At 62.9% G+C, this 21,341-nt stretch carries 24 protein-coding genes; 14 read left to right on the top strand and 10 right to left on the bottom strand.

Annotation, left to right across the window (positions count from 1 at the left end):
* Both WC739_RS16420 and WC739_RS16415 read left to right on the top strand, forming a co-directional pair.
* The coding region (locus WC739_RS16420; RefSeq protein ID WP_372954077.1) for a type II toxin-antitoxin system VapC family toxin at positions 1 to 182 on the top strand (182 nt) is incomplete at its 5' end.
* Between the two features lie 90 nt (positions 183 to 272).
* On the top strand, positions 273 to 1,376 hold the full coding sequence (locus WC739_RS16415; RefSeq protein WP_372954076.1) for an AbrB family transcriptional regulator: 1,104 nt from the start codon (positions 273 to 275) through the stop codon (positions 1,374 to 1,376).
* A 10-nt stretch (positions 1,377 to 1,386) separates the two neighbouring features.
* Here the strand turns inward: WC739_RS16415 and WC739_RS16410 are convergent, their stop codons facing one another.
* The 4 genes from WC739_RS16410 to WC739_RS16395 are packed head-to-tail and all read right to left on the bottom strand — an operon-like array spanning position 1,387 to position 4,053.
* The gene (locus WC739_RS16410; RefSeq protein ID WP_372954075.1) at positions 1,387 to 2,664 is read right to left on the bottom strand and encodes an MFS transporter; all 1,278 of its coding nucleotides are present in this window, start codon (positions 2,662 to 2,664) and stop codon (positions 1,387 to 1,389) included.
* A complete protein-coding gene (locus WC739_RS16405) occupies positions 2,661 to 2,990 on the bottom strand; it encodes a hypothetical protein (RefSeq protein WP_372954074.1) in 330 nt (109 codons plus the stop codon). Before WC739_RS16405 ends, WC739_RS16410 begins: the two co-directional genes overlap by 4 nt.
* A 2-nt stretch (positions 2,991 to 2,992) precedes the next feature.
* The gene (locus WC739_RS16400; RefSeq protein WP_372954073.1) at positions 2,993 to 3,556 is read right to left on the bottom strand and encodes a cysteine hydrolase family protein; all 564 of its coding nucleotides are present in this window, start codon (positions 3,554 to 3,556) and stop codon (positions 2,993 to 2,995) included.
* Positions 3,557 to 3,591: 35 nt separating this feature from the next.
* Positions 3,592 to 4,053: a MarR family winged helix-turn-helix transcriptional regulator gene (locus WC739_RS16395; protein ID WP_372954072.1), complete on the bottom strand. Its 462-nt coding sequence runs from the start codon at positions 4,051 to 4,053 to the stop codon at positions 3,592 to 3,594.
* A 554-nt stretch (positions 4,054 to 4,607) separates the two neighbouring features.
* Between WC739_RS16395 and leuA the strand changes: the two genes are divergently transcribed.
* The 4 genes from leuA to WC739_RS16375 all read left to right on the top strand — a co-directional run bounded on the left by leuA (position 4,608) and on the right by WC739_RS16375 (position 9,882).
* A complete protein-coding gene (gene leuA / locus WC739_RS16390; RefSeq protein WP_372954080.1) occupies positions 4,608 to 6,284 on the top strand; it encodes a 2-isopropylmalate synthase in 1,677 nt (558 codons plus the stop codon).
* Positions 6,285 to 6,468: 184 nt separating this feature from the next.
* A complete protein-coding gene (locus WC739_RS16385; protein ID WP_372954071.1) occupies positions 6,469 to 8,235 on the top strand; it encodes a tetratricopeptide repeat protein in 1,767 nt (588 codons plus the stop codon).
* A gap of 126 nt (positions 8,236 to 8,361) precedes the next feature.
* Entirely contained in the window at positions 8,362 to 9,165 is an 804-nt protein-coding gene (locus WC739_RS16380) for an alpha/beta fold hydrolase (protein WP_372954070.1), read from the top strand.
* A 102-nt stretch (positions 9,166 to 9,267) separates the two neighbouring features.
* Entirely contained in the window at positions 9,268 to 9,882 is a 615-nt protein-coding gene (locus tag WC739_RS16375; protein WP_372954069.1) for a hypothetical protein, read from the top strand.
* Here the strand turns inward: WC739_RS16375 and WC739_RS16370 are convergent.
* Positions 9,866 to 10,795 carry a metallophosphoesterase gene (locus WC739_RS16370; protein WP_372954079.1) on the bottom strand — a complete coding sequence of 310 codons (930 nt, stop codon included), beginning with the start codon at positions 10,793 to 10,795 and terminating at the stop codon, positions 9,866 to 9,868. The genes WC739_RS16375 and WC739_RS16370 overlap by 17 nt on opposite strands.
* 71 nt (positions 10,796 to 10,866) lie before the next feature.
* On the opposite strand from WC739_RS16370, the gene WC739_RS16365 reads away from it, so the two are divergent.
* Positions 10,867 to 11,361 (top strand): NUDIX domain-containing protein, encoded by a 495-nt coding sequence (locus tag WC739_RS16365; RefSeq protein WP_372954068.1) that lies wholly within the window; start codon positions 10,867 to 10,869, stop codon positions 11,359 to 11,361.
* Position 11,362: 1 nt separating this feature from the next.
* Here WC739_RS16365 and WC739_RS16360 read toward each other — a convergent pair whose 3' ends face one another.
* A complete protein-coding gene (locus tag WC739_RS16360; RefSeq protein WP_372954067.1) occupies positions 11,363 to 12,355 on the bottom strand; it encodes a glutathione S-transferase family protein in 993 nt (330 codons plus the stop codon).
* Positions 12,356 to 12,639: 284 nt separating this feature from the next.
* On the opposite strand from WC739_RS16360, the gene WC739_RS16355 reads away from it, so the two are divergent.
* The 4 genes from WC739_RS16355 (at position 12,640) to WC739_RS16340 (ending at position 15,549) form a co-directional block, all read left to right on the top strand.
* Positions 12,640 to 13,176, top strand: coding sequence for a GNAT family N-acetyltransferase (locus tag WC739_RS16355; protein ID WP_372954066.1), 537 nt, complete (start codon positions 12,640 to 12,642; stop codon positions 13,174 to 13,176).
* A gap of 136 nt (positions 13,177 to 13,312) precedes the next feature.
* Positions 13,313 to 14,116: a HugZ family protein gene (locus WC739_RS16350; RefSeq protein ID WP_372954065.1), complete on the top strand. Its 804-nt coding sequence runs from the start codon at positions 13,313 to 13,315 to the stop codon at positions 14,114 to 14,116.
* Positions 14,117 to 14,243: 127 nt separating this feature from the next.
* Positions 14,244 to 14,588: an ArsR/SmtB family transcription factor gene (locus WC739_RS16345; protein WP_372954078.1), complete on the top strand. Its 345-nt coding sequence runs from the start codon at positions 14,244 to 14,246 to the stop codon at positions 14,586 to 14,588.
* A gap of 157 nt (positions 14,589 to 14,745) precedes the next feature.
* Complete coding sequence (locus tag WC739_RS16340; RefSeq protein WP_372954064.1) at positions 14,746 to 15,549, top strand: TrmH family RNA methyltransferase; 804 nt, start codon at positions 14,746 to 14,748, stop codon at positions 15,547 to 15,549.
* A gap of 2 nt (positions 15,550 to 15,551) precedes the next feature.
* Here the strand turns inward: WC739_RS16340 and WC739_RS16335 are convergent, their stop codons facing one another.
* Together WC739_RS16335 and WC739_RS16330 are read right to left on the bottom strand one after the other, a co-directional pair.
* Positions 15,552 to 16,682 carry a hypothetical protein gene (locus WC739_RS16335; protein WP_372954063.1) on the bottom strand — a complete coding sequence of 377 codons (1,131 nt, stop codon included), beginning with the start codon at positions 16,680 to 16,682 and terminating at the stop codon, positions 15,552 to 15,554.
* Between the two features lie 199 nt (positions 16,683 to 16,881).
* Positions 16,882 to 17,490, bottom strand: a complete 609-nt coding sequence (locus tag WC739_RS16330; RefSeq protein ID WP_372954062.1) for a DUF1134 domain-containing protein — start codon at positions 17,488 to 17,490, stop codon at positions 16,882 to 16,884.
* A gap of 341 nt (positions 17,491 to 17,831) precedes the next feature.
* On the opposite strand from WC739_RS16330, the gene chpT reads away from it, so the two are divergent.
* Both chpT and WC739_RS16320 read left to right on the top strand, forming a co-directional pair.
* Positions 17,832 to 18,461, top strand: a complete 630-nt coding sequence (chpT, locus tag WC739_RS16325; protein WP_372954061.1) for a histidine phosphotransferase ChpT — start codon at positions 17,832 to 17,834, stop codon at positions 18,459 to 18,461.
* Between the two features lie 246 nt (positions 18,462 to 18,707).
* Positions 18,708 to 19,076 (top strand): response regulator, encoded by a 369-nt coding sequence (locus WC739_RS16320; protein WP_372954060.1) that lies wholly within the window; start codon positions 18,708 to 18,710, stop codon positions 19,074 to 19,076.
* Between the two features lie 148 nt (positions 19,077 to 19,224).
* Here WC739_RS16320 and ctrA read toward each other — a convergent pair whose 3' ends face one another.
* The gene (gene ctrA, locus WC739_RS16315; RefSeq protein WP_006203583.1) at positions 19,225 to 19,920 is read right to left on the bottom strand and encodes a response regulator transcription factor CtrA; all 696 of its coding nucleotides are present in this window, start codon (positions 19,918 to 19,920) and stop codon (positions 19,225 to 19,227) included.
* Between the two features lie 451 nt (positions 19,921 to 20,371).
* On the opposite strand from ctrA, the gene WC739_RS16310 reads away from it, so the two are divergent.
* Positions 20,372 to 20,749 (top strand): flagellar export protein FliJ, encoded by a 378-nt coding sequence (locus WC739_RS16310; protein ID WP_372954059.1) that lies wholly within the window; start codon positions 20,372 to 20,374, stop codon positions 20,747 to 20,749.
* A 371-nt stretch (positions 20,750 to 21,120) separates the two neighbouring features.
* On the opposite strand, the gene WC739_RS16305 is transcribed toward WC739_RS16310, so the two are convergent.
* A partial coding sequence (locus WC739_RS16305) for a DUF1153 domain-containing protein (RefSeq protein ID WP_372954058.1) occupies positions 21,121 to 21,341 on the bottom strand: 221 nt, incomplete at its 5' end.

Here is a 21,341-nt window from a genome sequence, read left to right as displayed (position 1 = left end):
ACAACGGCTACCATGAATTACCGATCACTAGCGAACACGCCGTCACCGTTGATGGACTTCCGGCGATACATAAGGACCCTTTCGACCGAATCCTGGTCGCGCAGGCAATGGTGGAGGGAATTCTCTTGCTGACCATGGACGATTTTGTGGCCCGCTACTCCGGCCCTATTCGAAAAGTCTGACAAGGTCCTTCCGGCAGATTTGAGAGAACCACGCGTCTTTTCGGCCCAGCAGGGGTTCGCACGACCTGGCTTGGCGTCTAAGACCGGAGAATGGAGTCCCCGGCCAAGCAGCCACCCTTGGATCAGCCCGCGATCGAGCGCATGGCGCGGATGCGCAAGCTGTGGCAATGGCTGGCGATCCTTGTCGTGTCCATCCTGTTTACCGGCGCCCTGGAACTCGCAAGCCTTCCGGCCGCCCTGCTGATAGGACCGATGCTGGCTGCCATCGCCGCCGGCACCAACGGCGCCACGGTGCGCGTGCCGAGCGTCTTGTTCGGCACCGCCCAGTCGGTCGTCGGCTGTCTCGTCGCCGGTTCGATCTCGGCCGATATCTTTCCGGTCCTCTATGCCGAATGGCCGCTGTTCCTTGGCGCCGTGCTGGCGACTGTCGCCGCGTCCAGCCTGCTCGGCTGGCTGATCAGCCGCTGGCGTATCCTGCCCGGCACCACCGCCGTGTGGGGCTCCTCGCCGGGCGGCGCCACCGCCATGGTGTTGATGGCCGGTGCCTTCGGCGCCGACCAGCGCCTGGTCGCCTTCATGCAGTACCTGCGCGTCATCTTCGTTTCGATGACCGCGGCCCTCGTCGCCAGGATGTGGGTCGACACATCGGGCGTCGAAGTCCCGGCTATCATCTGGTTCCCGCCGATCGACGCGACAGCGTTCGCCGCCAGTATCGGCAGTGTGTTTGCCGGCGGCCTTCTGGGCAAGCTGCTCAGACTGCCCTCGCCTTCCTTCCTCGGCACCTTCATCTTCGGCACCGCCATTCATCTCGGCTTCGGCGTAGAGATGCAATTGCCGCAATGGTTGCTCGCCGTGAGCTATGCGATGGTCGGCTGGTCGATCGGCCTCAATTTCACCCGTCGGATCCTGCACCACGCGACACGCGCGCTGCCGCAGATCATCGCCTCGATCGTGACGCTGATCGCCTTTTGCGGCGGCTTGGCCTTCATGATCAGCCATTTTCTCGGCATCGATCCGCTGACCGCCTATCTGGCGACCAGCCCGGGCGGCATGGACAGCATCGCCATCATCGCCGCGGCCGCCCACAACGTCGACATATCCTTCGTCATGGCGCTGCAATCCGCGCGTTTCCTGATCGTGCTGCTGGCCGGTCCGAGCATCGCGCGGCTGGTGGCCAGAAACTTGCGGGATTAAGGCAGCGTGGCTAGCCGTCGGCCCGGTCGTCATCCAAGACGAAATGGAAGCGTCCTTCGTCGAAGCGCGGGCGCAGCCCGCGATAGCGCACGAAGTAGCGGACCCCGACGAAAACCGCCGTCAGGCCGGCCAGAGCGGCAACGCCAAGCGCCCAGCGTGGGCTGAAACGATCGGCTACCCAGCCGACGATCGGCGCGCCGATGGGAGTGCCGCCAAGCGCGATGGCCATCAGGATCGCCATCACCCGCCCCCGCATCGCGGCCTCGGTTGAAAGTTGCACCAGGCTGAGCGCCGAGGTGGTGACCGTCTGGGCGGAGACGCCGATGACGACGAGCGCGAGGCCGAACAGCCAGTAATTGGGCATGATCGCGGCCAGGCCGAAGCCGAAGCTGAACACCGCGATCCCGGCCAGCAGGAACACCAGGCGCGGCTGCTCGCGCCTGGCGGCCAGCAGCGCGCCGACGACCGATCCGACCGCCATGGTCGACGTCAACAGCCCGTATTGGCTGGCACCGACGTGAAAGACGCTGACCGACATGGTGGAGATGAAGATCGGGAAGTTCAGCCCGAACGTACCGATCAGGAATAGCATGAGCAGGATGACCTTGAGATCGGGACGGTTCCAGACATAGCGAAAACCTTCGCCAAGACTGCCAGGGCTCCGCGGCGCCCTGTCCTTGAGATGCAGCTTGTCGATGCGCAGCAGGCCCAGTGAGCCGAGCACGGCGGCAAACGACGCCGCGTTGATCAGGAAGAGCCAGCCCGAGCCGACGGAGGCGATCAGGACCCCGGCAATCGCCGGGCCGATCATCCGCGCGATGTTGAAGGATGTCGAGTTCAGCGCCACCGCGTTCGACAGATCGGCCTCCCCGACCAGGTCCGACACGAATGTCTGCCGCGCCGGCGCGTCGAACGCGGCGGCGCAGCCAAGCAGGAATGCGAACACATAGACCTGCCAGAGCTGAACGATGCCGGAAATTGTGAGCAGCCCCAGCCCGAGCGCAAGCAGGCCCATGGCGCCTTGCGTGGCCAGCAGGAGCTTGCGCCTGTCGAAATGATCGGCGGCGAAACCGGTCCATGGCAGGAGAATGAGTTGCGGCACGAATTGCAGCGCTATCACGACGCCCAAGGCGCTGGCGTTATTGTGGGTCAGCTGCGTCAGCACCAGCCAGTCCTGGGCGGTGCGCTGCATCCACGTCCCCACATTGGACACGATCGCGCCGCCGGCCCAGATCCGGTAGTTGAAATTGGCCAGCGAACGGAACGTGCCTTTCGACGGACCGCTCATCCGTCGGCCGGGAAATTGCCGCCGTTGAACCGCCCGAACATGCGCGCCGACGCCATCGCCATGACCAGGGCGCCCAGCCCCAGCGCCAGAATATCGGCCGTCGACCGCAGGTCGAAATCTCCGACACGGGCCACCAGAAGGTAGCCGACGGCGAGGTTCAGGAACCCCCACAGCACATTCACGAGCGAGGAAGAATGGCCTTGCCCACGCGGCTTGGCGAACGGAGTTTGAAAGGACCGCCCCATCACGCCGCTGACGTAATGAGGTATCGCGTTGGTCAGGAAGGCGCCGCCGAACAGGTAGGATACACAGTGGGTCCATTGCATCGTCAGGTACCCCTTCTGGCCAGATGATCGAGGATGTCCCGCGTCGTACCGGTTTCAGCCAGCCTTGGAAAAACATGTGCGATGCAGCTGGCATGGGCTTCCAGGTTGGTGTCGGTCATGGCGTCGAGCGCCAGCGTAACGTTGAAACCAAGGTCGCGGGCATGGCGGGCCGTGGCTTCTACGCCCATGCTGGTGGCGACGCCGACGATGACCACCTGGGTGACGCCCTCGCCCTTCAGCCAGGCCTCCAGATCGGTGTTGACGAAGGCGCCCGCGGTGCGCTTCGTCACCGTGTGGTCTTGCGGTTCTGGCAGCAACTCGGCGACGAAATCCGTCCAACCGGCCGGAAATTCCCTGATGCGGGGCGCCTGCTCCGTCCTGCCGGCCGGCACGCCGGCGACATTGACGAGCACGACCGGCAAGCCATGAGCGCGAAATGCCTCGGCCAGGGTTGCTGCCCGCTCCACCACACCGGCAATGGGATGGGCCGTCGGCAACGCGACGATGCCTTTCTGCAGATCGATGACGACCAGCGCTGTCTTCTCGTCAAGCGTGGTGATTGCCATTGGGTTTTCTTTCGCTGGTGGATCGGTGCGATCGATCAGGCGGCGGCAAGCCGCTTGAGCAGGCCGATGGCTACTGCCAGTTGCTCCTGCTCTTCCCGGTCGAGGTTTGTCTGGATGGCGCGGAATAGCCAGTCCTGCCTTGCCGCCCTGCCAGCGGTGATCAGGTCCCGGCACGCAGCCGTGAGCGACAGGATGGTCCGCCGGCCGTCGTTCGGATCTGGCGCCCCTTGCACCAGACCGGCCGTTTCCAGCGTCGAGACGATGGCGCCCATCGATTGCGGGCGCATATCCTGAGCGCGGGCCAATGCTGTCACCGTTGCCGTCCCCTCACGCTCAAGGTGAAGCAGCACCGACTTCTGCGACGAGCTCAGGTCGCCGGCATCGGCCTGCTCGCGCAGACGCCGGATCAGCCTGCCCACGACAGCCCTCAGCTCCGCCGCCACGGCCAGGGCGCGCGCGGCTTCGGCGTCGTTCTGTTTGTTCAGACGATCATCCATGGCATATGGTGGCATATGTGAAGGTAAACTTCAAAGTTTTCCTTCACATATCGATATCACATGGCTGTGACTTGAACCGGGCGGCGGTGCCTGCGAGAGCCGCCATACGGCCCACTTGCCTCCCGCAAGACGCTCCTGTATGAGAGCGGCCATGTGTACGCGCGACGCCAACGCTTCCCGTCCGACCGGTTTTGCCGGCGAGACCGTGCGCGCGCTGGCTTCGACTCTGCTTCTTCTCGGCCTTATCGGCGATCGCCGGGTTCGCTGAAGGAGCGCCCGGCGGTCGAACCGCCGCGCAAGCGCATGCTCCTTGGCCAGTCTCAAAATTGGCAGTCACATCAAGCGAACGAAAATCTGGTAAAGGCGCCGCTCGCCAACAATCCGCCTGAGTGCGGATCCGAGGGCCGCCCGGAGAAACGACGATGAACGCACGAGAAGAAATCCGTTCCGAAGCAGCGGTAGGCAGCAAGGACGCGGTACCAGCCCGGGGCATGACAGGGTCAGCCCGGGGCATGACTGAGTCAGCCCGGGGCACGACAGGGTCGGCCCGGGGCATGCCGGACGCGGCCCGCAAATATCAACCCTATCCGACCGTTGGCCTCACCGACCGGACCTGGCCTTCGAAAGTCATCGACAAGGCGCCGATCTGGTGTTCGGTCGACTTGCGGGACGGCAACCAGGCGCTGATCGATCCGATGGGCCACGATCGCAAGGCGCGCATGTTCGCGCTGCTGCTCGACATGGGCTTCAAGGAGATCGAAATCGGCTTCCCGTCGGCGTCGCAGACCGATTTCGACTTCGCCCGCTGGTGCATCGAGGAAGGCAATGTGCCGGCCGATGTCTCGCTGCAGGTGCTGGTGCAGTGCCGGCCTGAACTGATCACCCGCACCTTCGAGGCGCTCAGGGGCGCCACCAACCCGATCGTGCATTTCTACAATTCGACCAGCGAGTTGCAGCGCCGCGTCGTCTTCGACAAGGATGTCGCAGGCATCAAGCGCATCGCTACCGACGCGGCCAAGATGATCACCGACATGGCGGCCAAGGCCGGCGGCGGCTTTCGTTTCGAGTATTCGCCGGAGAGCTTTACCGGCACCGAACTCGAGGTCGCGCTGGAGATCTGCAACGCCGTCACCGAGATCGTCAGGCCGAGCGCCGACAACAAGCTGATCATCAACCTGCCGTCGACTGTCGAGATGTCGACGCCCAACATCTATGCCGACCGCATCGAATGGATGTGCCGCAACCTCGACAACCGGGAAAACCTGCTCATCTCGCTGCATCCGCACAATGACCGCGGCACAGGTGTCGCCACCACGGAACTCGGCCTGATGGCCGGCGCCGACCGGGTCGAAGGCACGCTGTTCGGCAATGGCGAGCGCACCGGCAATGTCGATATCGTCACGCTGGCGCTCAACATGTACACGCAAGGTGTCGATCCGGGGATCGATTGCTCCGACATCAACCGGATGAAGGACGTCTACGAATATTCCAACCAGCTGAAGATCCCCGAGCGCCATCCCTATGTCGGAGAGCTCGTCTACACGGCGTTTTCCGGCTCGCACCAGGATGCCATCAACAAGGGCATGAAGGCGCTGAAGAAGGCCAACACGAGCCTGTGGGAAGTGCCCTACCTGCCGATCGACCCGGCCGATGTCGGCCGCAGCTATGAGGCCATCATCCGCATCAATTCGCAATCGGGCAAGGGCGGCATCGCCTATGTGTTGCAGGCCGATTACGGCCTCAACCTGCCGCGCAACCTGCAGATCGAGTTCAGCCAGGAAATCCAGGCGATTACCGATGCGGAAGGCAAGGAAGTGCCGGCCAGGCGCATCTACGAGCGCTTCCTCGAAACCTATGTCGACCAGCCGGGCGCTCGCCTCAAATTCCTCGACCACCACACCTATCCCGACACCGAGGTGAAGGGCCGGCGCGTGGTCGAGGCGGTCATCCTCGACAATGGCAGGGAGGTGACGATCACCGGCACGGGCACCGGCCCGATCGACGGCTTCGTCGATGCGCTGTCGCGGCATCTCGGCGTCGCCATGTCCGTGCTCGACTATTCCGAGCATTCCATGCAGCGCGGCTCGAACGCTTCGGCCATTTCCTACGTCGAGATGGAATACCCTGATGGCAAGCTGTTCGGCGCCGGCATCAACACCAACATCGTCGCCGCTTCCCTGGAAGCTGTGATGTCGGCCGCCAACCGGATCATCGGCAAGAAGGCCGGTTGAAGCACTGTCGCAATGAAGGTCGGGATCGTCCACATGTGGCGATCGGTCCCGACCTTTCGCGGCATTAACCAACGCGGAATTATCCGGTAAGGTACGTGATCGCATAACGGGCTTGTACTTGTATGGGCGTGCGGGCCCTATATGATTGCGCTTCAACCTGTGCCGAGTTCGAGAGGATCGACACTTGCAGCATGCCACGCCTGCCGCCCCCGCAGTGCGCGAAACACTGGAGCGACTTCTTGCCAGCCAAACGTTCGGCCGATCCGAACGTGCACGCAAGCTGATCCGATACCTTGTCGAACGCGAACAAGCCGGCGAAGCCGACAGGCTCAAGGGCTTCTCCATCGCCATGGATGTCTTCGGCAAGGACGGCGATTTCGATTCGTCGACCGACGCCGTGGTGCGGGTACAGGCCGGCAGGCTGCGCGAGCTCCTCAAGCACTATTTCGCCAATGAGGGCATTGCCGACCCCGTCCGCATCGCCATTCCGCGCGGCGGCTATGTTCCGGCCTATGAACTCAATGCGATCAGGCTGCCGGATGCGCCCGATTCCGTCCTCGATCTCGAGTCGGGTGAGGCCGATCGACCCGACGGCGTCCATGAGCGCGCGCCGGTCGCGGTGTCGCCGGCCGCCGCGGCCGCATCGTCCTCGGTGGTGGTCCATCTTCGCTTTTTCTGGATGGCGATCGCCCTGGTCATCGCCATGCTGGGCGTCCTGATCCTTCGTCAGGGCGGCAGTGCCTTGCTGGCGGGCGACGACATCACGTCGACATTCGAGGCCTCCGGCACCACCGGCAGCATTGTGCCGTCGGCGGCACCCGATGCCCTGCCGCTGGTCTACATCGACGTGACGGCCGGCAGCGCCGATGCCGGCCGAGTCGCCGCGTCACTGCGTGCCGGCCTGAGCGGCTTCGATACGATCGACTTCATCGGCCGCGATCCCGCCACCAGGCACGACGGGGCCAATGATCCCACCAGCTTCGTATTCGATATCCTTCCTGGTCCGAACGCCGGCGACGTCACCATCGAACTGCAAAGCCTGGCGTCCGGAAAGGTGCTGCTCTCGCGCAATCTCACGCCCGCCGACAGCGCGCCCTCTGCCGTCGAGGACCGCGTCTCCGACATGCTCAGTCTGGCGCTTCCCGCCTCGGGCACGATCTACAACTACATCGAGCAGACCGGCGAGCCGAACGGTCTCACCGAATGCCTGCTGCTCAACGACAAATATTACCTCGACCAGAACGCCGCCACCCACGAGGCTGCCTATCGCTGCCTCGAAGCCTTGGCCAAGGTCGGGGCCAAGTCGTCGCTTGTCTATTCGGAACTGGCCTCCCTGCATCTCGAGGCAGTCTCCGACCACTATGCCTATCCGCCCGACGCGACGATCGAAAAGGCCGTGGAGCTTGCCCATCGCGGCATCCAGATGGGCCCGACCAGCCCCTACGCCCACCGCTCCTATGGCTATGTCAGTTCGAGTCTCGGCAACACGGATGAGGCCATCCGCTGGATGCGCAAGGCTTACGAACTCAATCGCTACGACCTCGGCATGGCCGCCGCTTACGGCAACGGGCTCATCTTCGCCGGCCGATACGCGGAGGGAACGCCTATCCTTGCCCATGCGGCGGAGACCTTCAGCGGGCACTCGACTTGGTGGGACTATGGACTGTTTGTCGGCCAGTTCATGCTGGGCGACATCAACAAGGCCGTCGCGGCCAGCAATGCGCTGCGAACGACGGAAATGAAGCCGCATTATCTGGCGGCGCGGCTGATCGGCGCCAGGGCCGCCGGGCAGCAGCAAACGGCGGCAACGCTGTTGGGCGAATTGAACAGCAAGTTCCCGAAATTCGCCGCCGACCCGCGCGCGACCTTTGTCGAACGCGGCTATCCGGAGGACCTGACAAACCGCCTGGTCCAGGCGCTGCGTGCCGCCGGACTGGGCAACGCCAGCTGACATCTTCGAAAGACTGGCGGATCGCGAAGATTTTACTGGTCATCGCGCCGGGCATGGAGCAATCCAGCAAGTATTGCTGTGGCAATCCTGTCGTTCTTCGCAATCCCGCAACAAGTCATCCGCTTCATGACCGCATCGCTTTTTGCCGCCGACCAGGGCGCTGGCTCCAAGGCCATCGTCCTGCTGCATGGCTTCGGCGGCTGTCACGAGATCTGGGGCGAAGTGATCTCGTCCCTTTCCCCTTCGCGACGCGTGCTGGCCTATGACCTTCCGGGACATGGACTGTCGCTCGATTTTCCCGCGGCCGGCCCAGCCAAGGTGGCGGCAGGGGCGCTCCTCGCCGATCTTTCCGTGCGCGGACTGACGCGCGTTCATCTGGTAGGCCACTCGATGGGCGGGGCTATCGCGACGCTGATGGCGTTGGCGCAGCCGCAGAGAGTGGCCTCGTTGACCCTGCTGGCGCCCGGCGGCTTTGGCCCTGAAATCAACGGACCCTTGTTACGACGCTTCGCCAGAGCCAGGGATCGGTCCGCTATCCGCAAGTGCCTCGCCGCCATGTCCGGCCCCGGATGTGTGCCGGCGGAACGCATGCTGGATGTGCTCCGCCACATGCGCGCGCGTTCCGGCCAGGTAGAGAAGCTGGTCGAGATCGCCGCCGCCATGACCAGGGATGACCGGCAAGGCGTCATTCCGCGCGATCGTCTCGACGGGCTGGACATGCCGGTCATGGTGGTGTGGGGAACCGATGACGCCGTCCTGCCCTTTTCCCAGGCGGACGATCTGCCGGCGCATTTTCATGTCCACCACGTGCTGGAAGCCGGTCATATGCTGGTTGAGGAAGCCCCGGGCCTCGTCGCCGAGATCATTCGCCGCAACACCAACCGCCGCGCCACGCGGCGGCGCAGGGAACTCGCCGCGGCTGCCGGCTGACGTCGCGCGCGCGGCATGTGCGGTGATCGCAGTGATCTCGCCAGTGCATCTTTCCGGCTACTATGGTAACCCCGTGTTAACCAAACCGCGAGGCAACCGCCGATGAAGGACGCAGGCGAGCAGGAAGATCAGTCGAGAAAACTGTCCGACGCCATCCGTGACGTCAAGAATGCCCTCGCCGATCGCGACGATGTGGTCATCGACATGCGCGAGGCCCATCGCATGCGTCTCGATCTGCTGGCCGCCGATTTGGCGCCGGTTTTCGCCGATGTTCCCGCCGACATGGACAATTTCGACTTCGCCGTCTCGTCGGGCCTGCAGCCGCGCCTGTGGATCGACGCCGTCAGCCACGTCACCATGGGACGCGACCGCCGGACCTATCGTTTTCTCAAGGACACCCGCATCGGCCGCTTGGTGCTTGCCGAATCGACCGACAGGAAACCGGTTGCCGATTCCGTGACCCGCTATGTCGCCGAGCGCATCGTCGAGCGTCAGAGGATGATGGAAGGCGGCGCCGAGCCGGCTGTCGCCGGTATGAAACGCGCCGGCGTGCCGGAAGCCGAGCCGCTCTTGCCCGCGACCATCAGGAGCAGGGTCTTGTCGGCCTTCCTGTCCGGCCTCGGCCTGGTCGCCGCCGGCGCATTGGTCGGGCTGGGGGTTTCCGCCGTCCTGTTCTGGGACCGCATCGTCGCCATGATAGTCAGCCTGAGGCCGTAACCGCGCCGGTCCCGGAGCCGAGCTCGAGCACCTGCAGATCGGACGGCGGGATGGATGGCCCGGTCAGGCCGCGCCGCGTCAACTGGATACGCCAGTCGCCCTTTTCGCCGTCGATCTCGAACAAATTATACTGTGCCGCCGGGTGATGGCTGCCCGGCGCCTGTCCGGCGGCGGCCACGCCGACCACCGGGATCCTGGCGCCTCGACCGCCGATGAAGGACAGCGTCGGCAGATGGGAATGGCCATGCAGCACGAGTTCGGCGCCATGGCTGCGCGTGATCTTGTGGAAGCGGCCGATGCCGTACAGCCGCTTGTGCTGCGAGACGGCGCCGCGCACCGGCGGGTGGTGGATCATGATCGCACGAAACAGGCCCTGCCTGCCCGTGTCGTCGAGCAATTTGCCGAGCCTTTCGGCCTGGCCTTCCAGGAAGAAGCCGTTGGCCATGAACGGAGCGGTGGCCCGTGCCGTCGTGACGCCGATCAGCGCGACATTGCCGCGTATCCGCAGATAGGGGAAGGCATTGCGGTCCACCGGCGTGTTGATGCCGTCGCCGCTCATCCACGCCGCCCATGACCGGCAGACCTTGTCGAACGCGCCGGGCACATAGGCGTCGTGATTTCCCGGCACCACGGAAACATCGTGGGGCGAGCCAAGCGTTTCCAGCCAGAGCTTGGCCATCTCGATCTCGCCGTCGAGCGCCAGGTTGACGAGATCGCCGGTGACGGCGAGGTGGTCGGGCTTGCCCGCCTTGAGGTCTGCCACGATCGTGTCGATGACCGCGTCATGCATGAAGCGACGGCGATTGCGCTGCCAGTTGACATAGCCGACCACGCGCTTGGACGCGAGATCGCGATAGGATACATCCGGAAGCGGCCCCAGATGGACATCGGAAATATGCGCGAGCCTGAACATCATTCCTTCATAGGCGACCGCCGCGGCGCTTTCCACCCAAGCTTTCCGATCCAGCCGAGGTTTCGCGGCTGATGGCGAACCCGCAAGACGCCTTCCGCCAATACGGTTGGCCCGGGCTCAGGGCAAGGCTGTTCCACGTCTACTTCGCGCTGAGCCGGCCGATGACATTGGGGACGCGTGGTCTGATCCACGACACTTCGTCCAATTCCGTCTTCCTCATCCGCCACACCTATGTTCCAGGCTGGCAGCTTCCTGGCGGAGGTGTCGAGGCTGGCGAAACGATGGCCGAGGCATTGACCCGGGAACTGGCCGAGGAAGGCAACATCGCGCTGACCGCGCCGCCGGTGCTGAAATCGATGCATTTCAACCGCCGCGCCAGCCGCCGCGACCATGTCGGCTTCTACCTGATCGAGCAGTTCAGCCAGACCGCGCCGAAACTGCCCGACCACGAGATCGCCGAAGCCGGCTTCTTCCCGCTCGATCGCCTGCCGCAGGGCACGACACCGGCGACGCTGCGGCGGATCGGAGAGGTTTTTCAGGACGAACCGGCATCGCCTTATTGGTAGGTCAGCCGCTCGCTTTGCCGAACCGCGCGCGGTCATGCGGTGCGCCATAGTCCAGCTCCGGTCCAACCGGCACGATCCGCGTCGGGTTGATCGTCTCGTGGCTGCCGTAATAATGCGACTTGATGTGATGCAGGTTCACCGTGTCGGCGACGCCCGGCACCTGGTAGAGATCGCGCATATAGTTCGACAGATCAGGATAATCGGCAATGCGGCGCAGATTGCACTTGAAATGGCCGACATAGACCGGATCGAAGCGCACCAGCGTGGTGAACAGCCGCCAATCCGCTTCGGTGATGCGGTCGCCGACCAGATAGCGTTGGTCCGATAGCCGTTCTTCCAGCGTGTCGAGCGCCGAGAACAGGTCGCCAAAGGCTTCCTCATAGGCTGCCTGCGTGGTGGCGAAACCGGCGCGATAGACGCCGTTGTTGACCGAGGGATAGACGAGGTCGTTGATCGCATCGATCTCGCCGCGCAAGGCTTGCGGATAGAAGTCCAGGCCGGCGTCGCCCCATTCGTCGAAAGCCGAATTCAGCATGCGGATGATCTCGGAGGATTCGTTGGAGACGATGGTCTGCTCCTGCTTGTCCCACAGCACCGGTACCGTCACCCGGCCCGAATAGGCCGGATCGGCCCTGGTGTAGATCTGGTGCAGGAAATCGAGACCGTAGAGCGTGTCGCCTGTGGCGCCATCCTGCGCCAGGAACGTCCAGCCGTCGGCGCCCATGAAATGGTGCACCACCGACACCGACAGGACACCCTCCAGCTTCTTCAGCGCGCGAAAGATCAGCGTCCGGTGCGCCCATGGGCAGGCGAGCGAGACATAAAGGTGGTAGCGGCCGGGTTCCGCCTGGAAGCCGCGGTCGCGGCCTTCGGCCGGCTTGCCACCGCGGGTGATCCAGTCGCGCCACTGCGATTGCGACCGCACGAATTTCCCGCCGCTTTCCTTGGTGTCGTACCAGCGGTCCTGCCATCTGCCGTCGACCAGCAATCCCATCGCTTGTCCTTTCCTGCCTGTGCCGCATCTAGGGCGCGAGGCGGTAAAATGGAAACCGCATCGCGCTGAACAGATTGTCAAGCAGCCGCGCGGGCAACGCGCACGGCCCACGAACGCGACGATTGCAGCGATGGGAAATTGATGCTAGCGGACAATCCGCATGTTCGACTTTGCCTTGATCCGGTTTGACCGACGACGAAAGGGCGCCCGCGCTTGATGAAGCGCTGACTGGCGAATGCTGCCGTTTGCAGCAAACCTTTCCTCCTTACCGGAACGCAAAGACCATGAGCCTTGCCGACGTGAAATACCTGCCGGAAACCCCGGCGCATGACGTTCAGATCAACGCCATCAACGAAGAGGCCTTCGGCCCCGGACGCTTCGTGCTGGCCGCCTACAAGATCCGCGAATCCGGAGGGCACGAACGGCCGCTGTCCTTTGTCGCTGTCGACGGTGACACCGTCGTCGCCTCGGTGCGCATGACCCGTGTCGCCGCCGGAGCCGGCCGCGCGCTGATGCTCGGACCGCTCGCGGTGCGGCCGGAATTCAAGAATCTCGGCATCGGCCGTCGGCTGGTGGCGATCGCGCTTGAAGCCGCCGCCAAGGCCGGCGCGCCGGCCGTCATGCTGGTCGGAGACGAACCCTATTATGGGCCGCTCGGTTTCAAGCGGATCCCGCGCGGACAGATTTCGATGCCGCGGCCGGTCGATCTCGACCGCCTGTTGTCGCACGAAATCACGCCGGGCGCGGTCGCCAGGCTTTCGGGCGAGGTCTGCCACGCCGATCAGGCCAGGATTGCCGATCACTTCTCGGCGTCGGCTTGACCTTCCCCAGCGACAAAGCCATGCCGCGCGGGCAGCCTCGAGCCACGCAGGCGGTCCTGGACCACGATAGGCATCAAGCGCTTGCCAAGCGCGGCGTCGTCGTCTGATAAGACATCAAATCAGCAGGGCGACGACCTTGGACGAGAAAAAGCAGGATGTGATTCGCGAAACCGACGCCGAGGCGATCCGGCTGGCGAAGACATTGCTGCGCGGTGCCCGCTTTGGCGCGCTGGCGGTCCTTGAACCGCAAACCGGCGCGCCGCTGGCCAGTCGTGTCGGCGTTGCCACCGACATCGATGGCACGCCGCTCATCCTGGTGTCGATGCTTTCGGCGCACACCGGCGCGCTACTTGCCGATCCGCGCTGTTCGCTGTTGCTTGGCGAACCCGGAAAAGGCGATCCGCTGGCGCATCCGCGCCTGACGCTCGTCTGCCAGGCCACCCGGCTGGAGCGCGGATCGAACGAACACGCCCGTGCCGAGCGCCGCTACCTGAACCGGAATCCGAAGGCGAAGCTCTATGCCGGCCTTGGCGATTTCTCGATCTTTCGCCTCGAGCCAGAGCACGCCAGCCTGAACGGCGGCTTCGGCAAGGCCTATCTGCTCGACCGAGCCAACCTGCTCGCCGGCGGACCTGTGGCCGAAGCGTTGGTGACCAGCGAGCAGCCCGCCATGGACCATATGAACACGGATCACCTGGACGCCATCACGCTCTACGCCTTGCATTTCGCCCGAGCCGCCGGCGATGGCTGGACCGTTTCGGGGATCGATGTCGATGGCATGGATCTGGTCTCGGGCGACAATATTTGCCGGGTCTTCTTTCCGCAGCCCTTGGCCGTCGCTCGGGAATTGCGCCCCGTCCTGGTGGATATGGTCAAAACCATCCGCGCCGCAGGACCTGGGTCGCGACTTAATCGCACTGGCTCAGAAAGCAATGCTTGAGATTTGAACGAAATGTTCTACCTTTTGCTGGTGACGCTGAATCGCCAGCGCCGATCATAAGTGAACTTTGGAATCAGACACCATTGCCCCCATGGTGTCCGGATCAAACAAAAAGCATGGGGCATCAATGGTCTCGACGAAGCTAATAGCCAATGCCGAATCGGCTGCCGAATTTTTGATGCTGATGGGCAACGAAAAACGGCTGCTGATCATGAGTTACCTGACAGAAGGTGAAATGTCGGTCGGCGCGATCGCCGAAAAGGTAATGCTCAGCCAATCCGCCCTGTCGCAGCATCTGGCCAAATTGCGCGCGCTTGACCTCGTTGAAACGCGTCGCGACAGGCAGATGATCTATTATTCCTGCAAGTCCGACGCCGTGCGCGAATTGTTCGGCACGCTGGAAAGCATATTCGGCAACGGCAAGGATGATCTTTCGCAGATGGCCCACCGCCTGCGCCGCGCCGCGACCTGAGCGGCAGGCCCGCGCCATCGGCTGGCGGGGAAACGGTTTTCCGTTCGGAATTGCGTCAAAACAAGGCGATAGAGCAATTCGCGTTTCCGTTGAACGGTGAATTGTTCTAGGGACCGGCGGGGGACCTTGCCGACGCGGTGCCGATAAGGGGAGGCCTATGGATCCCATTCGCATAGACGATCCGCGAGACCCGCGCGTCGCCGCCTATCTCGACATCCGCGAACGTGATCTCGCCGGCCGGCAGGGCCGCTTCGTCGCCGAAGGCAAGGTGGTGCTCGACCTGCTGCTGTCGGCCGGACGCTTCGCCGCCGAATCCGTCCTGGTGCTGGAAAACCGGTTGAGCGGTCTCGATGACGTCCTGCGCAAGGCGCCGCACGACCTGCCTGTCTATGTCGCGACCGGGGCCGTCATCGATGCCATTGCCGGATTTCACATGCATCGCGGCATCCTGGCCATCGGCCGCAAGGGCACGCCCCGGCCCGCCGAACTCCTTCTGGATACCCTGCCCGCCAGCGCGCTGGTCGTGGTGCTCGTCGGCATCGCCAACCATGACAATATCGGCTCTATCTTCCGCAACGCCGCCGCCTTCGGCGCCGACGCCGTGCTGATGGACGCGACATGCTGCGATCCGCTTTACCGCAAGGCGATCCGTGTTTCGGTCGGCGCCGCGCTCAAGGTGCCTTTCGCGTCCTTCGCCGACACGTCCCGCTTTACGGCTTTGCTCGATCAGCAAGGCTTTGACCAGGTGGCGCTGTCGCCGCGCGGGCTGACAGACATGCGCGAAGCGCGGCGGACGGGGCGCCTGGCGCTCTATCTCGGAACGGAAGGCGAAGGCCTGCCGGACAGCCTGCTCGCCCGCCTGCGCACAGTGCGGATCACCATGTCGGAAGGCTTCGACAGCCTGAACGTCGCGGCGGCTTCAGCCATCGCCCTGCATCATTTTTCGGCAAGCAAGGCCTGACCTCAGCCTGTCGCGTCAGCCTCTTGCAGAGCCCGCACGCGGTCGGCAAGGCTGCGTTTCCCAGGATTGGCGTCGGACGGCGCCGCCAGGGCCTTGCCGATCGGCGAAGCCGGCCCCTCCAGCTTGGCGGTCAGATGGACGACCTCCGCCGCCAGTTCGTTCATCTGCTCGCGCAAGGCGGAGGCGCCATCCAGGGGGCTGGATGCGGTCAGCACGCCGATATCCGCTTTCAGGCGCTTGTTTTCGCGTGCCAATACCGTCAGCCTGGCCTCGAGCCGCTCGCGGTCGCTGTCGAGCTTCGCGATCGCCTTGTCGAGATCGTCGCTCTTGCCGGTGTCCCCAGTCTTGCCTACCAGCCGCGGGACGGGCGCTCCGTCCTCGGCCTTGGGTTTTTCGCGCAGCCGCGCCAGCTCCTTTTCGCGGCGGTCCAGCTTGTCCTCGCGATCGGCGAGCGTCGCGAGCAGGCGCTCGACCTTCTTGTCGAGCTCAGCGGTTCTCTTCTTCTCGGCTTTCAGGGCGTCGCGCGCGGCCTTGCCTTCCGCCGCCAGTTCCTGGCTGCGCCTGTCCGCCTCCTTGCGCTGGGCGCGCAGCACCGAAATATCGCCGGCGAGTTTCTGCAATTCAGCTTCGCGCGCCACCAGCTCGATCTGCCGGCTGGAGGAGGAGAAGCTGGCGTCATCATACATGTGTTCCAGCTTTTCGAGGTCGAGCGCGCGCTTTTCCAGCTTGCGTTCGGTTTCCTTGAGCCGCTCCGAAACCTGCTGCAACTCGCCCTCGCGCTTGAGCAAGGCTTCGTTCTTGACCTCCAGTTCGCTCAGCGCCTGATCCTTGCCCATGCGCTCGACCGCCAGCCCCTTCAGGGCCTCGCGGCCGCGATTGATCTCGACAAGCTGTTCCGCCGCCTTCTCGCGCAGCGCCTTGACGCTGATTTCGAGGCGGCGCGTCGTCATGGCGTATTCGGCACGGATGCGGTCCTTGTCCGCCTGGATCTCGGCGCGCGTCAAAGGGATCGAGGCCTCGATGCGCCTGCGTGTCAGCGCAACGGCCCGGCGCCATATGGCAGGCGTGACCATGACGGCCAGAAAGCCAGCGCACAGAAAACCGAGAACGAAGAACAGGACCGATTGAACCAAGGGACTACCCGTTGTGGACGCAAACCGCCAAACCCATGCACGTCGCCCAAACAGGAACTTGGGTTCTGGCATCATGCCGTGCAACCGCGACAATCAAAAGCGCATCGAGCCTTCTTGCTCAGGCGCTTTCGATTTGCGCCAGCTTGACATGGCGGAATTCCAGCGTTGCGGCAAGAGTTTGCCGCGCGCAGGGTTGGGGTCAGAACGGATTCCACGTCGCGCGTTCAGTCAGCTTCAGATAGCCGAGATTGACGCCGAGCCTCGCACCGACGCCGGTGCGGATCGGCACCAGCAGCACATTGTTGTTCTTCAGAACATTGAAGCCGACGCCCGCAATCACATAGGCGGAGCCGGCAACGCCGCCATAGCGGTTGTAGAGGCTGCCCACATCGTCGAGATTGTAGACCAGCATCATCACGCGCGACCCCTCGCCGCCGAAATCCCAACCGAGCGATGGGCCTTGCCAGAACACCTTATGATCGCCGGCATTCTTGGTGTAGAGCGTCCCTTCACCATAGGTCAGGCCGCCTATCAGCGCGCCCGAGCCCTCTTCGCCCAGCAGGTAACCGTTGGGCAGCCCGTAGGAGGCAAAGATCTTCTCCACAACCGTGGCGAGCCCGCCGGATGTCGCACCGAAGAACTTGTGACCGGAATCGACAATCTCCTGAGCGGTATATTCCTGAGCCCGAAGGGCCGAAGTCGAGAAGACGAGAACGCCCATGAGCGCGATCGCCATTGAGAGGACACGGATTAAGCTCCGGCCCGGGATGACACGGAACAGGGTCCGGTCGTAAAATCGGGAAAACATGCTTCCAATCTCCGTCAGGGAGCACCTTCGCCGACGCCTCTCACCCGTCCGGCTCTTTAGGCGGCCGTTAAGGGTAACTGTTACGGGCAAACTATGCCGTAATTCTTTTTCAACCATTAAACTCCCACATGAACATGGCGGTTCAAAGGCTGCTTGGGATCGCGACGGGACGTGCAGCCTGCCTGAACACGCCATTTGCCATGACCACAATTCTGGATTTGTTGCCGCACGCACGAGCGCTGTGTAATCAGGATTGCTTGGGAGAGAGTGTGATTCGGGCGGGTAGGCGACAATCGATCGCTCGGCCGTAAGATTGTGAAATTTTGCAGGGATTTACGCCGATGGCCGAACTGTTCACCCTTTCCGCACCCGATCTGGCGGCACTCTTGTGTAGCCGCGTGTGCCACGACATCATCTCGCCAGTCGGCGCGATCAACAACGGCCTCGAACTGCTCGATGAGGGCGGCGCCGACGAAGACGCCATGAAGCTGATCCGGCAGAGTGCGCGCAACGCTTCGGCCCGTCTGCAGTTCGCCCGCATCGCGTTCGGTGCCGCCGGTTCGGCCGGCATGCTGATCGACACCGGCGACGCCGAGGCGGTCGCCATCGCCTTCCTCAAGAATGAAAAACCGGAACTGACCTGGAACGGCACCCGCGCCTTGCTTCCCAAGAACAAGGTCAAGCTGCTGCTCAACCTGCTTCTCGTCGCCAATGCCGCCATCCCGCGCGGCGGCAAGCTTTCGGTGACGCTGGAGAACCTCGAGACCGAGCCGCGTTTCGCGCTTGCCTCGAGCGGCCCGATGCTGCGCGTCCCGCCGAAATTTCTGGAACTGCATTCCGGCCACAAGCCGGAAGAGCCAATCGACGCGCATTCCGTACAGCCCTACTACACGCTGCTTCTGGCGCGCGAGGCCAACATGACGATCTCGATCCACGCCACGCCGGAAGAAATCGTCCTCTCCGCTGCCTGACGCCAGCGTGAATCCCAAAGAAAAACCAACTATTTCAGGCCGCTGACAGCCGTTGGACAGACCAACCGGCGCAGGAAGAGCTTTGCCGGCTGGACGCGGCAAGCATTGCGAAGAACAGTCTACAAAACGCATCTTACAAAAAATTTTATCTAACGGCTTTTCAGCTTCTTTACCAGATCCCCCTATGATCCGTTTCGGACACCCCCCGATACTGGCCGGATTGCCAAACGGCAAAGAGGAACCGGAATGAAGCGCTGTATGTTCGTTGACGATTCAAGCGTGATCAGGAAGGTTGCGAAACGTATCCTGGGTGGCTCTGATCTGGTGGTCATCGAAGCGGCCAGCGGACGGGACGCGCTCGAGATGTGCGACGCCGACATGCCCGAGATCATCGTCGTCGACGGCGCCTTGCCGGATTTGCCGGCGGTTGATCTCATCCGGCGCATTCGCGCCATGCAAAGCCTGGTGAGGCCGCAGATCCTGATTTCGCTGGTCGAGCTCGACGTTGCCTCGATCATGCGCGCCAAGCGCGCCGGTGCCCAGGGTTATCTCCTGAAGCCGTTCAACCGGCCTCAGCTGCTCGAGTGTTTTCGCACCTTGAAGATCGCCGCCTGATTTGGTGGCGCGACCGGCTTGAGCTGTTCCGGAACGGGACCTTCCGGTTTGCGCCGGGAATTGCGTGCCACCTATCCTTCCATCATGCAAAAACCCGGCCTGAGCCGGGTTGTTTGTCTACGCGAAAAGGACCAGCGGCGTACGCCGATCAGGCGCTGACGCGAATATCTTCCGGTTCACGCAGCACATAGCCGCGGCCCCACACCGTCTCGATGTAGTTCTGGCCGCCGGACGCCGCATCGAGCTTCTTGCGAAGCTTGCAGATGAAGACGTCGATGATCTTCAGCTCAGGCTCGTCCATGCCGCCATAAAGGTGGTTCAAGAACATTTCCTTGGTCAGCGTGGTGCCCTTGCGCAGCGAGAGCAGCTCCAGCATCTGGTATTCCTTGCCGGTCAGGTGCACGCGCTGGCCGCCGACTTCGACGGTCTTGGCATCGAGGTTGACCACGAGGTCGCCGGTGGTGATGACCGACTGCGCATGGCCCTTGGAACGCCTCACGATCGCGTGAATGCGGGCGACGAGCTCATCCTTGTGGAATGGCTTGGTCATGTAGTCGTCGGCGCCGAAACCGAGGCCGCGGACCTTGTCCTCGATGCCGGCCATGCCGGAGAGGATGAGGATCGGCGTCTTCACCTTGGACAGACGAAGTGTCCGCAAGACTTCGTAGCCTGACATATCCGGCAGATTGAGGTCGAGAAGGATGATGTCGTAGTCGTAGAGCTTGCCTAGATCGACGCCTTCTTCACCAAGATCCGTCGTATAGACATTGAAACTCTCCGATTTGAGCATCAGCTCGATGCTCTGTGCGGTTGCACTGTCATCTTCTATCAGCAGAACACGCATTTCATTCCCCTTTTCTGCTGCCGGACCATGTCGCGGCCCGTCCGGACCCGGAGCAGTGGTTGCCTTGTGCAGAGGCTGCCATTGAATGGTTAACAAAACCTAATTTCCCGTCAATCACGGTACCAGATTTTTTAACCTCTTTCTACACCCTCTTGAATCCAATACTGAATCACAGACGCAATTTCCTAATGCGACACATTAGGAAGCTGAACTAAGTGACTCCAGGGACTCATCGACCCGCTTCCGCGTCGACAGCCGGAATTTTTACCCGGCCTTAAGCCCTGACCCGTATGATTAACAATGCGCGTAAACGAATGGTTACCAGCGGCAAGAAACTTTAGGGTTTTGTTTCCCATAGTGTCGGGAAAGCCGGTGGAAACGGGCGCCGCTTGGACATTTTCCGGGTGGATGGACGATATGTGCGGGTGTGCGTTGCCAGGAGTACCGAATCATGAAGTCACGTGAAAACCTCGTTCGGCTGAAGCAGTTTCAGGTGAACGAGAAGCGGCGGCAGCTGCTGCAGCTCGACATGATGATCGCCGAGTTCGAACGCATGGCCGTGGAGCTGGAGCTTCAGATCGCCGCCGAGGAAAAGAAGGCCGGCATCACGGACATCAATCATTTTGCCTATCCGACCTTTGCCAAGGCGGCGCGCCTGCGCCGCGACAACCTCAGAAACTCGCAGAGCGACCTCGCCCAGCAGCGAAGCACCGCCGAATCACTCCTCGGCGAAGCCGAGGCGGAGCTTTCAAAGGCGGAGATGCTCGAATCCCGTGACACCAAGATCCGCGAAGCCGAAGTCAGCGGCCGCAGCGCCATGATCGGCTGAGGCCGGCGGATACTCGGCCCCTGCCCTTGCGGCGGCCCGTCATCTGCGGCATGGCGGCGACAAGGCCGATCATACGAAGCCCGACTCCGCCTCGGTGCGATTGGGACTGGAATACGTCCAAAGCCTGCAACCGGCGACTGATCGGCCATGACTGATCTGCACAAGCGGTCTAGGCTGGCTCTGGCGCTGGAAGTGGAAGCCTGACAGGCTGCTTTGATGCCGACCCGGCGGGCGCTGATCACGCCTCCTTGCCCACAAAGCCGGCAACGTGGCACTCGACTCCACGCCAACAATATCGTGCTGAAATAGAAGTGCTTCTGTAAAAACTGAAAGGGCGCGGATGCCGCGCCCTTCGCCTTGATTATCGAATGTCAGTGCCGGTATTGCTGGATCCGCGTCGTGCGCAGCCCGGCAAGGCCATATTCGTCGATCGACGCCTGCCAGGACAGGAATTCCTCGGTGGTGAGCTTGTAGCGCTGGCATGCCTCTTCAAGGCTCAAAAGCCCGCCACGCACCGCCGCAACCACTTCCGCCTTGCGCCGGATAACCCAGCGACGTGTATTCGTCGGCGGCAGATCGGCAATCGTAAGGG

This window comes from Mesorhizobium sp. (assembly GCF_041661565.1).
GTDB lineage: Bacteria > Pseudomonadota > Alphaproteobacteria > Rhizobiales > Rhizobiaceae > Mesorhizobium.
Note: the sequence above shows the minus strand (reverse complement) of the source record. Positions and strands in the feature narration are given on the sequence as shown.

Excerpts from the sequence above, each read along its gene's own strand:
- WC739_RS16320 (WP_372954060.1), top strand. The coding sequence starts at position 18,708 with ATGAAGCGCTGTATGTTCGTTGACGATTCAAGCGTGATCAGGAAGGTT.
- WC739_RS16375 (WP_372954069.1), top strand. The coding sequence starts at position 9,268 with ATGAAGGACGCAGGCGAGCAGGAAGATCAGTCGAGAAAACTGTCCGAC.
- WC739_RS16360 (WP_372954067.1), bottom strand. The coding sequence starts at position 12,355 with ATGGGATTGCTGGTCGACGGCAGATGGCAGGACCGCTGGTACGACACC.
- WC739_RS16365 (WP_372954068.1), top strand. The coding sequence starts at position 10,867 with ATGGCGAACCCGCAAGACGCCTTCCGCCAATACGGTTGGCCCGGGCTC.
- WC739_RS16405 (WP_372954074.1), bottom strand. The coding sequence starts at position 2,990 with ATGCAATGGACCCACTGTGTATCCTACCTGTTCGGCGGCGCCTTCCTG.
- WC739_RS16415 (WP_372954076.1), top strand. The coding sequence starts at position 273 with ATGGAGTCCCCGGCCAAGCAGCCACCCTTGGATCAGCCCGCGATCGAG.
- WC739_RS16355 (WP_372954066.1), top strand. The coding sequence starts at position 12,640 with ATGAGCCTTGCCGACGTGAAATACCTGCCGGAAACCCCGGCGCATGAC.
- WC739_RS16330 (WP_372954062.1), bottom strand. The coding sequence starts at position 17,490 with ATGTTTTCCCGATTTTACGACCGGACCCTGTTCCGTGTCATCCCGGGC.
- WC739_RS16400 (WP_372954073.1), bottom strand. The coding sequence starts at position 3,556 with ATGGCAATCACCACGCTTGACGAGAAGACAGCGCTGGTCGTCATCGAT.
- WC739_RS16410 (WP_372954075.1), bottom strand. The coding sequence starts at position 2,664 with ATGAGCGGTCCGTCGAAAGGCACGTTCCGTTCGCTGGCCAATTTCAAC.
- WC739_RS16345 (WP_372954078.1), top strand. The coding sequence starts at position 14,244 with ATGGTCTCGACGAAGCTAATAGCCAATGCCGAATCGGCTGCCGAATTT.
- ctrA (WP_006203583.1), bottom strand. The coding sequence starts at position 19,920 with ATGCGTGTTCTGCTGATAGAAGATGACAGTGCAACCGCACAGAGCATC.
- WC739_RS16380 (WP_372954070.1), top strand. The coding sequence starts at position 8,362 with ATGACCGCATCGCTTTTTGCCGCCGACCAGGGCGCTGGCTCCAAGGCC.
- WC739_RS16340 (WP_372954064.1), top strand. The coding sequence starts at position 14,746 with ATGGATCCCATTCGCATAGACGATCCGCGAGACCCGCGCGTCGCCGCC.
- WC739_RS16395 (WP_372954072.1), bottom strand. The coding sequence starts at position 4,053 with ATGGATGATCGTCTGAACAAACAGAACGACGCCGAAGCCGCGCGCGCC.
- leuA (WP_372954080.1), top strand. The coding sequence starts at position 4,608 with ATGCCGGACGCGGCCCGCAAATATCAACCCTATCCGACCGTTGGCCTC.
- chpT (WP_372954061.1), top strand. The coding sequence starts at position 17,832 with ATGGCCGAACTGTTCACCCTTTCCGCACCCGATCTGGCGGCACTCTTG.
- WC739_RS16370 (WP_372954079.1), bottom strand. The coding sequence starts at position 10,795 with ATGTTCAGGCTCGCGCATATTTCCGATGTCCATCTGGGGCCGCTTCCG.
- WC739_RS16310 (WP_372954059.1), top strand. The coding sequence starts at position 20,372 with ATGAAGTCACGTGAAAACCTCGTTCGGCTGAAGCAGTTTCAGGTGAAC.